We start from the raw sequence: 12,186 nt of genomic DNA, 5'->3' as shown, positions 1-12,186 counted from the left end.
AGGCGCGATTGGCGGTGAACTCTAACGCGTTGACGTGATTACCTTCACCGGTAAAGTCAAAAACAATCTCAAGGGGAGTGGCGCGTTGTTGCGATTTTTGTATTTGCTGCTCACCCTCTCACTTGTGGCGGGCTGCCATGAAGATTTGGTGGATGCACCAGTCGACCGGCTAACTATTCGTGTCGAACTGGATGAGAGCACACAATCCTTCGAGGTTCATCTGGTTATCCCGAGCTCCGGGATTCATGAGTTATGGCTACGGGATATGAGCCGACGCTCGGATGCTTGTCCTGGGGTGGAGTACACCGTCGCTAGGCATGAGAACGCCAACCTTTCCAGTGAGAAGATCAACGATCTACTACTGACTCGCCTGACGCCAAGCCGGCTGGGTTCCATCGAAATCTCCTACAGTGTTTCACCGGTCTCCTCGCTCGAAGGAATATCGCCCGCGATGCTGTCCGAATGCAGCGCAATCCTGGCCTCATCCGACAACATCTTTGCAGATGGGTTAGCGCTGTTTCTTGCGATGCGACCATTTGATGAAAATGGGCAACCGTTTCGATTTGGGGAAACAGAGATTGTACTAGGTGAATCCCTTCGTGGGCGATCGTCCGTGTTTTCAACAGGGACTGAGCTTGGTGAGGGGCGATGGTTGGTCGAACGGTTCGACGACGCCAGATTTGCTCTGCTCGGTGTTGGTAGTTGGGTCGAAGCATCCATTCATTCGTCTGACCCTGCCAGGGTGGCGATCTACCATCTTGGTGATGAGAGAGCGACGATATCGACGACGACGGAGGGATTCGCGGCTGCCGTGCTGGAGGCTGGGCTCAGGAATTTATCCGAGGCATTCGAAGCGGGCGGACAAGTTTCTGGATACAAAGCGTATGTTTTAGAGTCTAACACGACCGCCGCGCAATTCGGGAGTTATGCAGGAGAGGCCCGTGAGAACGCGCAGATTGCGCTATTTGATGCCTCTATAACCCCGCAGAGGTTATCTTTACTTTTGCTCCATGAGGCAGCCCATACTTGGGTACCTGGAAGGTTGGGGCAGTATGACCCGGCTTCAACGCCGATTTGGATCGGTGAGGGGCTTGCGGAGTATCTGGCTTGGAATGAGTTCGTAGGCCACGGTGTTTCACCTTCCTCAGCAATAATCGCGCGATTGAATGCCGCGCTACAAAATCGGTCAGTGGATCGCACCCCGGAGATTCTTGATTATGATCATGGGGTTTTGGCTGCGTTTCTCGTCCACGTGTATTCGGACGGAGGTTTGGACGGAGATGGGATTGCCCGATTTGTGAGGACACTAATGCTCTCAGCGGATGAGGTTTTGACCGAAGACCGGTTCTGGTCCGCTGTTGAAAGCAATGAGTTAAGAGCGGAAATTGCCGCAGGTTCCACACTTGAACAGCTGTTGCCCTGTCGCATAGCCATTAGCGGCACCGAATTCACACTGGCTGAGGGGCTTTGGCCGACATTTGACACCGGATGGAGCCTATCAGAGCAGGAACCGGGGCTGATTTCTGATGTGCGCGTTGATGGCCCGGCAGCTCTGGCCGGATTAGCGCCGGGCAACACTCTTATTCGCCATGTCAGCGGCGGTTATGGGGATATCCATCATCCAATCGAGGTTTTGGTTGAACGAGATGGTATTACTGGTGTTGTCTCGGTTATGCCTCGCGGTGACACCAGCTCGGAGCCGCATTTTCAATATGTCCAGGACGTGGAAGCGGTCGCCAGCTGGGCCCAGGTGTCGCCCAGCACGAGTTGTCTCAGCACGAGTGAAATGCTGCAGTGAGACCCCAAACAAAAGCGCCCGCCGTTTGGCGAGCGCTTCTCGTGGATCTGGCGAATTTTTGAGGCGGCGTGAGGTCTAGGCCTTCACATCCACGCTGCCGCCTGCGGGGGGTGTATCACCGCCACCGGCCGGCGCACCGGCAGATACCGCAACCATGGCCGCACGCAGAGTGCGCTTGCCGATCGTATAGCCGATCTGCATGACCGAGGCGATCGTGCCATTGGGCTGATCCGACGGGATCTGGGCCACGGCCTGGTGGATATTCGGGTCAAAGGCCTCGCCCGGTGCCGGGTCGACCTTCTTGATGCCATGGCCTTCCATCTTGGACAGCAGGGCCCGTTCGGTCATGGCCACGCCCTCGATGAGGTTCTTGAACGCGTCGGACGCGCCATCCAGTGCGCTCTCATCAACAGCGCTGACGGCACGGTTGAGATTGTCGGCGACATCCAGCATGTCACGGGCAAAGCTGGTGATCGCGTATTCGCGCGTATCGGCTTTTTCCCGTTCCGCGCGGCGGCGGGTGTTCTGTTCCTCGGCGACCGCGCGCAAAAGGCGGTCACGCAGATCATCCAGCTCGGCTTCCAGCTGTTCCACGGACTTGCCGTCTTCGGTCGTTTCCTCAGCGGCGACAGCCTCTCCGGCAGCAGCTTCCGGGGTCAGTTCCTCATCGGAGATGTTGTTGTTTTCGTCACTCATCTTCGTGTGGTCTCTTTTACTTTCGGTTCCCGTCGAGGATCTGTCCGACCACTCGGGCGGTATAGTCGACGAGGGGGATAACACGGGCATAGTTCAAACGCGTGGGGCCAATTACACCTAACGCGCCGACAATCTGCTGTTCGCTATTCATATAGGGAGCCACGATCACACTTGAACCCGAGAGGCTGAAGAGCGGATTTTCCGCACCAATAAACAGGCGAACGCCTTCTGCATCCCTGGCCTTGTCCATCAGGGCGATCAGTTCCTGCTTGCGTTCCAGGTCGTCGAAAAGCAGGCGGATACGTTCCAGGTCTTCGCTGGCCTCGACATTTTCCAGCAGTCGCGCCTGGCCACGCACGATCAGGGCGCGGTCCTCGCCGCTGCCACCCCATTCCGCCAGGCCGCGTGTGACCAGGGATTTCGCGGCTTCATCGAGCGCGGTCTTCTGCTGGGCCAGCTCCTCGGCGATGGCGGTCCGGGCCTCGCCCAGTGTGCGGCCCTTCAGCCGTGCGGACAGGTAGTTGCCAGCCTCGATCAGCGTTGCCGGCAGGGTGCCCGCCGGGGTCGGCATGAGGCGGTTCTCGACCGTGCCATCGGCGAAGACGAGCACGGCGAGTGTCTCGACATTCGACAGCGGCACAAATTCGATATGGCGCAGCGGCGCTTCCTGTTTCGGTGTAACCACCAGCCCCGCGCCTCCGGCCAGGCCAGACAGCATGGAGGAAGCTTCCGAGAGCACATCCTCGACCGATTGGGCCGAGCTCATGACCTGGCCCTCGATATTGCGCCGTTCCTGTGTTGACAGTTCCCCGACCTGCAGCAGGCCATCCACAAACAGGCGCAGGCCCATGTGCGTGGGCATGCGCCCGGCGCTCTGGTGCGGGGCAGACAGCAAGCCCAGCTGGGCCAGGTCTGCCATCGTATTGCGGATGGAGGCGGGCGAAAGTGTCACACGACCGGTCTGGGACAGGGTACGCGAGCCCACCGGCTCACCCGTGGTCAGATAGCTCTCCACGATCTCGCGAAAGATCATGCGCATGCGCTCGTCGAGCGAGGCCAGGGGCGAAGTCGATCCGGTCATGGTCATACAGATGACTTAGGCAAATCCGGCCGGATCTTCAATTCCCATGCGTACAGGCGGCGATTGCTTGATGCGATGGAAAAAGCCCGCTACCAGCTCCCCAACAACACTCTGGAGATATCGATGAGACCTGATGGACGTGTGCGCGACCAAATGCGCGAAGTCACCCTGGAAACCAATGTGACGCGTTACGCCGAAGGCTCCTGCCTGGCCAAGTTCGGTAATACGCACGTCCTGTGTACCGCCAGTGTCGAGAACAATGTGCCGCCGTGGATGCGTGGCTCCAACAAGGGCTGGGTAACAGCGGAATACGGCATGCTGCCGCGTTCCACGCACTCACGCATGCGCCGTGAGGCGACGTCGGGCAAGCAGAGCGGTCGCACCCAGGAAATCCAGCGCCTGATCGGCCGTTCCCTGCGGGCTGTCATTGATCTGCAAGCTCTGGGCGAGCGCCAGATCACGGTCGATTGTGATGTAATCCAGGCCGATGGCGGCACGCGTACGGCGGCCATTACCGGTGCCTGGGTCGCGCTGAAAATGGCGACGGCCTATCTGATCGAGGAAGGCGTGCTGAAAAGCGACCCGGTCTACGGTCAGCTGGCGGCGATTTCCTGTGGTGTGATTGACGGCGAGACCCGTCTCGACCTGGAATACGAGGAAGACAGTTCCGCTGAGGCCGATGCCAATTTCGTGCTGACGTCCGACGGCGGCATCGTTGAAGTCCAGGCAACGGCCGAAGACCGTCCGATGGCAGAAGCAGACTTCCTCGAGCTCTTCAGCCTGGCCAAGGCCGGCGTCGCGGAATTGTCTGAAATTCAGCGCGCTGCACTGGAAAAATAATCCCGAATGAGGGAAAAGACAGATGGCGGGAGTGCGCTGGGGGGCTGGAAATGGCCTGCCCGGGCTCTTGGGAAGGGGCGTACCGCGCAGGCCCACTCCCGCCATCTGCATCATTCACACACCGGCGAATGAATTCTGTGTGCGAGGACATCGCGCCTAGTCGGCTGCGTCGTCGTCCTCGTCTTCATCGAAGGACAACAAGTCCCCCGGTTGACATCCAAGCTCCTTGCACAGCGCTTCCAGGGTCGAGAAGCGGACTGCCTTGGCCTTGCCCGTCTTGAGGATGGACAGGTTGGCCATGGTGATGCCGACACGGTCGCACAGTTCAGTCAGCGACATGCGGCGCTCCAGGAGCATTCGATCGAGAGTGACGCGAATTGGCATGAGCGGCGCCTCCCTAAATCGTATATTTCTGTTCTTGGCGCATTCTCGCACCTTCACGGAAGACTTCCGCAAATACCAGCAGTGCAATCACTGCGAACCAGCCTCCGAGATTGATGTCCGGAGCGACGTCGAGTTCAACGCCTCCGCCAATCGGCTGGTCGACCAAGGTCAGCAGCATGGCCACGGAACCCTGGAACACATGGCGCAGGATCTGATAGGCGGCGATCGCGATGGCGATGACCTGCAGATGGCCTGCATTTTCCGGCACGAAGGGATCTCCAGCCACAAGGGTTCCGAAAATCCGGCGGAGCCGGTCTATGACGATCATCAGGGCGACGATTTCGGCGACGAGAAGCGGGAAGAACATCCCGAAATCACGTAATGCTGTCAGCGTCTCTGACAATACACCGGGCTGATAGCCCAGGAAGTTCATGATGAATGCAGCGCCGGCCGCGACGAGAAATAGCGAGGCCAGGACCAGGGCGGCCCAGGATAAATACCACGCTACATCGAGCACGATCTTCAAGGCCGAAGCCAGAGATCCGCGTCCAAGTGCTTTCATTCCCTTCCCTTCCTACTCATCGATGAAGATTGGCCTGCGGTCTTCTGTTGGCCGCTGGGCCAATCTCATCGGCTTTGCGAAATCATGCAACCACCGGAGCGATAGCGTAGAACGCGCCTGCAGCAACCGTTACCAGCAGCACGACATTGATGACTGCCGCTGCGAAGTTGCGACTGTTAGAGTTTTCGGGCCTGACCATCTTTCTGTTTCCTTCTACTTGCATCTGACCAATTACCGTTGTCATTCGTGTTTTCAGGACAGTGTCTCCCGTCCTTGTTGTTTATCGATAAATGATATGATTGACGGGTGCAAGCAAAAAATATCGTTTTTCGATATGAATTTTTCGAAATGCGATATGAAGGTGGTCGTAATGAAGCAGCAAAAGACGCCGAAAGCCTGGGTGTTGGCGAGCCATAATCGCGGTAAAATCAGGGAATTAGAGGATATTCTTGCGCCCCGCGGGCTGGAGTTGAAATCCGCTGCTGATATTAACCTCGATGAGCCGGAAGAGACGGAATCCACCTTCGAGGGGAATGCGGCGCTCAAATCCGAGGCGGCCCGCGCCGCTACAGGCCTCGTCTGTCTCGCAGATGATTCCGGGCTTTCCGTGGATGCGCTGGACGGGGATCCGGGTATTTACTCTGCGCGCTGGGCCGGTGAGCCACGTGATTTCGGCCGTGCCATGAAACGGGTGCATGAAAAGCTGGAGGCTTTGGGCGCTGCGGATCGTACAGCGCGGTTTGTCTGTGTGATTACTGTCTCGGAACCCGGTCAGGAAACGCGCGTCTATCGGGGCGAGGTCGAAGGGGAGATCGTCTGGCCGCCGCGCGGGGATGCCGGTTTCGGATACGATCCGATCTTCCAGCCGATGGGGCATGACCGGACGTTCGCACAGATGACGTCCGAGGAGAAGAAATCCATGAGCCATCGGGGCCGGGCCCTGGAGGCGATGATCGCGGCGGAGTTCAAGGCGTGAGCCTCTCCGGCGCACTGGGGCTTTATGTCCACTGGCCCTACTGTGCGCGCATCTGCCCCTATTGTGATTTCAACGTCTATCGGCTCAAGGGGTCCGAGGGCGCGCTGCTGGATGCGATCCTGGCGGATATGCGCGGCTGGCGGGAGCGAACCGGTGCGCGGCGGTTGACCAGCCTTCACCTGGGGGGCGGTACGCCATCATTGCTCTCACCTGTTGCTCTGGAACGTATTATCAGTGCGGCGGCGGAGATTTGGGGATTTGATGCGGTGCCCGAGATCGGGCTGGAAGCCAACCCTAACGACCTGGCGAGTTTCGCGGACTACGCGTCGATCGGCATCAATCGTTTGTCGATTGGTGTGCAGAGTTTCGATGCGGATGCCCTCGCCCGGCTGGGGCGGGATCATTCCGCCGATGAAGCTGTCCGTGCCGTTGAGGCGGCGCAAAAGGCTGTCGACCAGGTTTCTCTCGATCTGATTTACGCCTGGCATGGCCAGACCCTCGAGCACTGGCGCGGCGAGCTGGGGCAAGCCGCCGCACTGGGAGTGGGGCATGTTTCACCCTATCAGCTGACAATCGAGAGCGGGACGGCGTTTGGAAAACGCGTGGCGCGCGGCGACAAGCTCGCACTGGAGCCAGACGATGCCGCGGATTTCTACAGCCTGACCGAAGAAGTGCTCGGCGAGGCGGGGTTCGAGCGCTATGAGATTTCCAATCATGCGCAGGACCTGGCCGCACAATCCAGGCATAACCGGCTTTACTGGGAAGGCGGAGACTGGATCGGCGCTGGTCCGGGGGCGCACGGCCGTCTGGGGGCCTACAGCAAGGCTGGCCGTATAGCGACAGAGGCCGCGCGGCGCCCGCAGGACTATATCGACCAGGTGATGTCGACCGGCTGGGGGGTGAAATCCCTTGAGACGCTCAGTGCTGATGATGAACGTACCGAGCGTGTGTTGATGGGCATGAGGATCGCTTCAGGCCTCGACCTGGCAGAGGTTGCGGGGTTCACCGGCCTTGGCATTGACGAAGCGGAATGTCAGCGCATGAGCGAGTTGGGATATCTCGTCAGGGATGGCGAGCACCTGTCCCTGACCCGGGAGGGTCAGGTGCTGGGCGACGCGGTTTCGATGGCGCTTATTCCCTAGCCCTCAACCTCTTCATCAAGCTCGATGGGATTGCCGTCCGCATCGACCGGATTGCCGTCTTCATCATAGAAGATCTCCTCGTCACCCGGACGCGGATAGTCTTCCGGCATTTCCAGGCGGAAGAGGGTGTAGTCCACCGGTTTTTCGGTCGCTTCTTCCTCGATGACACCCGCATCCTCGTCACCAATGATGACACGCAGCTGCGGCTCTTCGGCCTCGTCATCGAGATTGGCAAACGGATCCGTCGGGATGGGGAGGCCAAGTTCGATAGCAGCTTCGACTTCACGGGCATAACGCTCGCGTTGCAGCTGTTCGATCAACAGCGGATCAACGCGAGGCTGGTCAAAGCTGAGCGGTGCCGGCTCGATTTCGCGGAAACCGCGGGAACGAACCTCGTAAATGGCCAGTCCACGTTCGATCACACCGTTCTCACCGAAACGGAACAGGCCATCGGCGCCCTGGAAACCCTGTGGGTCCTCAAGCGCCTCGCGGCTGTATCCCAGCTCGCCGCCATCCAGGTGAGCCGCCAGTGCCATGGCGTCATAGGCGAGGCTGGCAATGCGGGAAGCCTCGCTGCCATAAGTCTCTTCATAGGAGGCGTCGAAACGCGCGCGCATGTCCAGGTCAGGGCCGGCGAACCAGCCACCATTGAGCGCCGGCTCGCGCAGCAGGTCCTCGTCATTCCACAGGCCCGTGCCCAGGAAACGCACAACCAGCGGGTCGACCTGCTGGGAAATGAGCAGCGGGCCGAGTGCGCGCAGGCGGGTTCCGCCTTCCGGCAGGATGACGGCCTGGAATGCAGCTTCCGGGTCTGGGATCCACTGACGGCGGCGCAGCTCGTCAGCCTGTTCCGGACGAAGCGGCGGGAAAACGCCTTCGGCCAGCCGTGCAGAGGCGCGTGACATGGCTTCGACATCGCCAGTGTAGAAGGCTTCAGCCGAGACGTGACCCATCGTGTCCGCCGCAGAGTTCTGCAGCGCATTGTAAACCGCCATGCCATAGCGGTTCTGCGAACCTAGATAGGCGTATTTCCACACGCCCTGGCGAGCGGCGTATTCGACGATGCGTTCGACCTCGATCTCCGGCGGGAAGCTCAGCAGGTAGACGCCGTCTCCGGCCGTCGTGGTATCGGTAGAAAAGGCGACAACGGGAACGTCGGACTGGCGGGCGACTTCACCAGCGGCGCTTACCGCAGGGGCGAAGAGCGGACCGATGATCATGTCGGCGCCATCCTCGATGGCGGCGCGAGCGGCGTCTCGGGCACCATCCGCCGTGCCCTGCGTGTCTTTCGGGATCAGCACCAGATTGCCACCGCCGCGCTCGAACAGCGCCAGCTCGGCAGCGCGCAGCAGGCGGATGGCTTCTGCGCGGGCGCCGCCATTCTCCGCGGAGAAGGGCAGGAGGACGGCGACACGGGCGAGGTCACGATCAGCCATGTGCGGAGGGATCAGTCCGGTCAGTTCCTCGATTTCGTCGACCGGTTCCGGTTTCGGCTCTTCCACCGGTTCCTGAACCGGCGGCTGGTCAACGATGACGGGTGGCGGAGGCGGGGTGGATGTAGTACCGCAGGCGGCAAGTGTCAGCGACGCGGTCAGGATCAGCGAGCCTGGGCGTGCGGCTGATGGCAGACGCAGGCCTGCGTCGAGAACTCGCGAAACGATATCTGAGAACATGACTGGATCACCCCGGAAATTACAGCCCGAAGCTAGCCGGACTGGCCCGAGCGGGCAAGCATTTGAGCCCGGGCTTTATGTGGTTTCGACGCCGATCGGCAATCTGCGTGACATAACCCTGCGCGCGCTGGACGTGCTGGCGGGCGCCGACCTGGTCCTGGCAGAGGATACGCGGGTTACCCGGCGCCTTCTCGATGCCTATGAGATTGATGCCAGACTGCAGTCATATCATGACCATAACGGGGAAAAGATAAGGCCGATCGTTCTTGAGCGGCTGGAAGAAGGCGCGCGCATTGCCCTCGTCTCGGATGCGGGTACTCCGCTGATTTCCGATCCGGGTTTCAAACTCGCACGCGATGTGATCGAGGCCGGATATGAGGTCATAGCAATCCCCGGGGCCTCGGCGGTCTTGTCCGCCCTGTGCATCGCTGGCCTGCCGACGGACAGTTTCACCTTCGCCGGCTTCCCGCCACCCAAGACATCCGCTCGCGAGAGCTGGATGGAGGGGTTTGCCACGGCGAAATCGACCCTGGTCTTCTATGAAGGTGCTTCCCGGGTGCCCGACTGTCTGGCCAGTGCCGCCCGGATTTTCGGGGATCGTCAGGGTGCCGTCTGCCGGGAACTGACCAAGCTGCATGAAGAAGCGCGCCGGGGTACGCTGGCTGAGCTTGCCGCCGAGTTCGCGCAAAGTGGCGCTCCACGCGGTGAAGTCGTCATCGTCATCGGTCCGCCCAGTGATGACAGCTGGGACCAGGACCGGATCGACAAGGCACTGGCCATCGCCCTGGCCGAAATGCGGATCAAGGACGCGTCCGCCCTGGTCGCCGAACAATCCGGCTGGCCGCGCCGGGATGTCTATGCCCGGGCGCTGGCGCTGAAAGACGCGAGCCGGTGAGTGCGCGGCGCCAGCGCGCGGAGGCTTTCGGTCGCTGGGCCGAATATTTCGCCATGCTGGTGCTGTTCCTTAAGGGCTATCGTCTGCTGGACCACCGTGCCCGCACCGCAGCCGGTGAAATCGACCTCGTTGCGCGTCGGGGCGATGTGCTGGCCTTCATCGAGGTGAAGGCACGAGCGAGCCTGGACGAGGCGCGCCAGGCGCTGAGTTTTCACCAGACCCGGCGTCTGACCCGGGCGGCGACGATCTGGCGGTCTGGTCGTCCCAGCCTGCATCACCTGGCCATGCGGTATGACCTGGTCCTGGTCGCGCCCTGGCAATGGCCCCGTCATGAACGCGCGGCCTGGGAGCCGGAGGAGCATATCGCCCGCGATCTCCTGTGACAGGAATTTCCGGCGTGTAAGGTGATGCTTGGGAATGCGTGGTGTATTGATGTGATTCGGGGCGCACGAGATTGACAGGAGAGACCTCCCATGAGCCTTCGCCGAGGCCTGACCAGCATGCTTATTCTGGCCACGTCGCTGCTTGCGGCCTGTTCCACGATCCAGCCGGAGCGATCCATCGGCCGCGAGCTCGATGACGCCAATGCGTCCCTGTCGATCAAGTCAGCGATGCTGCGTACCGAGGGTTTCGCGCTGGAAGGCGTGGATGTCGAGGTCACCGAAGGGATCGCCCTTCTGACCGGCACCGTGCCGCGTGAGGATGACAAGCGCATGGCGGAATGCCTGACCTGGTCGTCTGTGGCCGTGCGTGCGGTCGCCAATGAGATCAATGTCGGCCAGGCGGCGGGTTTTCGCGATCGCACACGCGATGCCTGGATCACCCAGCGGGTTCGGGCGCGACTGCTTTCCGATCGGAATATCCGCAGCGTCAATTTCAACGTCGAAACCTATGGCCACACCGTCTATCTGCTGGGCCTGGCCCGGTCCCAGGCCGAGCTGGAGCGGGCGAGCTCGCATGCGGCCCTGGTGGATGGCGTCACCGATGTGATCAGCTTTGTGCAGGTCGCCGGTACGCCTTCCAGCCTGCCGGCGCGTGGTGAACGCCGGGCGGCGGCATGTGCGGGTGAACCCAATCCCAGCCTTGATCCGGACGCAATCGATCCTAACTCCGGGCCGGAACTTCTCGGCGGACCGGAGAGTAATTGATGAGCCTGCGCGTAGCGGTCCAGATGGACCCGATTGAAACGGTTGATGTTGATGCCGACACGACCTTTGCCCTGATGGAAGAAGCCCAGGCGCGCGACATGGCGCTCTGGGTCTATCAGCCTGACCACCTGTCCTGGCGCGAGGGCAGGATTGTTGCCCGCGCCCGCCCGGTCACGGTGAAACACGTGCAAGGCGACCATGCGGATCTGGGTGAGGAGCTGGAGCTTGATCTGGCCGAGGATGTAGACGTCATCCTGATGCGCCAGGACCCGCCCTTCGACATGGCCTACCAGACAGCTGCGCACATTCTTGAAGGCCTCAAGGGCAAGACGCTTGTGCTCAACGATCCGGCCTGGGTGCGGTCCAGCCCGGAAAAGATCATTCCGCTGGACTATCCCGAGCTTATCCCGCCGACGCTGATCAGTCGCGACGAGAAAGCCATTCGTGCTTTCCGGGAAAAGTATGAGGACATCATCATCAAGCCACTCTATGGCAACGGTGGTGCTGGCGTGTTCCGGCTCAAGCCGGGTGACGGCAATCTGGCCTCGCTGCTGGAAATGTTCTTTGCGCAGTCCCGCGAGCCCTTGGTGACGCAGGCCTTCCTGCCAGCCGTGTCTGCAGGTGACAAACGTGTCCTGCTCATCGATGGCGAGCCGGTTGGCGCGATCAATCGCGTGCCGCAAAAGGGCGAGACCCGATCGAACATGCATGTGGGCGGCGTTGCCGAGCAGTCCGATCTGGATGAGCATGATCTGCGTATTTGCGCGGCGATTGGTCCGATGCTGAAGGAGCGCGGCCTGGTGCTGGTCGGCATTGATGTCATCGGCGGCAAGCTGACCGAGATCAATGTGACCTCCCCGACCGGTGTCCAGGAACTCAAGCGCTTTTCCGGTATCGATACCTGCGCGCGTTTCTGGGATGTCGTCTCCGAAAAAGTGTCCTGACGGATTTAAACACGCTTGACGTGTAACCTGTGATTGTGATGCACTCC

General features: G+C 60.6%; 14 protein-coding genes. 8 read left to right on the top strand and 6 right to left on the bottom strand.

What is annotated here, in order from left to right; translation table 11 throughout:
* Positions 1-34 precede the first annotated feature (34 nt).
* Positions 35-1,798, top strand: a complete 1,764-nt coding sequence (locus JJ889_RS01035; protein WP_291890903.1) for a hypothetical protein — start codon at positions 35-37, stop codon at positions 1,796-1,798.
* A gap of 75 nt (positions 1,799-1,873) precedes the next feature.
* On the opposite strand, the gene grpE is transcribed toward JJ889_RS01035, so the two are convergent.
* Both grpE and hrcA read right to left on the bottom strand, forming a co-directional pair.
* Positions 1,874-2,494, bottom strand: coding sequence for a nucleotide exchange factor GrpE (gene grpE, locus JJ889_RS01030; RefSeq protein WP_291890902.1), 621 nt, complete (start codon positions 2,492-2,494; stop codon positions 1,874-1,876).
* A 16-nt stretch (positions 2,495-2,510) separates the two neighbouring features.
* Positions 2,511-3,581: a heat-inducible transcriptional repressor HrcA gene (hrcA, locus tag JJ889_RS01025; RefSeq protein WP_291890901.1), complete on the bottom strand. Its 1,071-nt coding sequence runs from the start codon at positions 3,579-3,581 to the stop codon at positions 2,511-2,513.
* Positions 3,582-3,698: 117 nt separating this feature from the next.
* On the opposite strand from hrcA, the gene rph reads away from it, so the two are divergent.
* Positions 3,699-4,415 carry a ribonuclease PH gene (gene rph, locus JJ889_RS01020; RefSeq protein ID WP_291890900.1) on the top strand — a complete coding sequence of 239 codons (717 nt, stop codon included), beginning with the start codon at positions 3,699-3,701 and terminating at the stop codon, positions 4,413-4,415.
* 156 nt (positions 4,416-4,571) lie between these two features.
* On the opposite strand, the gene JJ889_RS01015 is transcribed toward rph, so the two are convergent.
* The 3 genes from JJ889_RS01015 to JJ889_RS01005 all read right to left on the bottom strand — a co-directional run bounded on the left by JJ889_RS01015 (position 4,572) and on the right by JJ889_RS01005 (position 5,605).
* Complete coding sequence (locus tag JJ889_RS01015; RefSeq protein ID WP_291890899.1) at positions 4,572-4,799, bottom strand: helix-turn-helix transcriptional regulator; 228 nt, start codon at positions 4,797-4,799, stop codon at positions 4,572-4,574.
* A gap of 13 nt (positions 4,800-4,812) precedes the next feature.
* Positions 4,813-5,361, bottom strand: coding sequence for a DUF2975 domain-containing protein (locus JJ889_RS01010; RefSeq protein WP_291890898.1), 549 nt, complete (start codon positions 5,359-5,361; stop codon positions 4,813-4,815).
* Positions 5,362-5,443: 82 nt separating this feature from the next.
* Positions 5,444-5,605 carry a hypothetical protein gene (locus JJ889_RS01005; protein WP_291890897.1) on the bottom strand — a complete coding sequence of 54 codons (162 nt, stop codon included), beginning with the start codon at positions 5,603-5,605 and terminating at the stop codon, positions 5,444-5,446.
* Positions 5,606-5,731: 126 nt separating this feature from the next.
* Here JJ889_RS01005 and rdgB point away from each other — a divergent pair, with 126 nt between their 5' ends.
* Positions 5,732-6,337, top strand: a complete 606-nt coding sequence (gene rdgB / locus JJ889_RS01000) for an RdgB/HAM1 family non-canonical purine NTP pyrophosphatase (RefSeq protein WP_291890896.1) — start codon at positions 5,732-5,734, stop codon at positions 6,335-6,337.
* Positions 6,334-7,479, top strand: coding sequence for a radical SAM family heme chaperone HemW (gene hemW, locus JJ889_RS00995; RefSeq protein ID WP_291890895.1), 1,146 nt, complete (start codon positions 6,334-6,336; stop codon positions 7,477-7,479). The genes rdgB and hemW overlap by 4 nt, the downstream gene beginning before the upstream one ends.
* On the opposite strand, the gene JJ889_RS00990 is transcribed toward hemW, so the two are convergent.
* Positions 7,476-9,152 (bottom strand): penicillin-binding protein activator, encoded by a 1,677-nt coding sequence (locus tag JJ889_RS00990; protein WP_291890894.1) that lies wholly within the window; start codon positions 9,150-9,152, stop codon positions 7,476-7,478. The genes hemW and JJ889_RS00990 overlap by 4 nt on opposite strands.
* 79 nt (positions 9,153-9,231) lie before the next feature.
* On the opposite strand from JJ889_RS00990, the gene rsmI reads away from it, so the two are divergent.
* From rsmI to gshB, 4 genes are all read left to right on the top strand, one after another.
* Positions 9,232-10,047 (top strand): 16S rRNA (cytidine(1402)-2'-O)-methyltransferase, encoded by an 816-nt coding sequence (gene rsmI, locus JJ889_RS00985; RefSeq protein ID WP_291890893.1) that lies wholly within the window; start codon positions 9,232-9,234, stop codon positions 10,045-10,047.
* Positions 10,044-10,430 (top strand): YraN family protein, encoded by a 387-nt coding sequence (locus tag JJ889_RS00980; protein ID WP_291890892.1) that lies wholly within the window; start codon positions 10,044-10,046, stop codon positions 10,428-10,430. The genes rsmI and JJ889_RS00980 overlap by 4 nt, the downstream gene beginning before the upstream one ends.
* Positions 10,431-10,520: 90 nt before the next feature.
* Positions 10,521-11,195, top strand: coding sequence for a BON domain-containing protein (locus JJ889_RS00975; protein WP_291890891.1), 675 nt, complete (start codon positions 10,521-10,523; stop codon positions 11,193-11,195).
* Complete coding sequence (gshB, locus tag JJ889_RS00970) at positions 11,195-12,139, top strand: glutathione synthase (RefSeq protein WP_291890890.1); 945 nt, start codon at positions 11,195-11,197, stop codon at positions 12,137-12,139. Before JJ889_RS00975 ends, gshB begins: the two co-directional genes overlap by 1 nt.
* The last annotated feature ends 47 nt before the right edge of the window (positions 12,140-12,186 follow it).

Source organism: Maricaulis sp. (assembly GCF_017643475.1).
Taxonomy (GTDB): domain Bacteria; phylum Pseudomonadota; class Alphaproteobacteria; order Caulobacterales; family Maricaulaceae; genus Maricaulis.
This window is presented reverse-complemented; position numbering and strand designations above follow the sequence as displayed.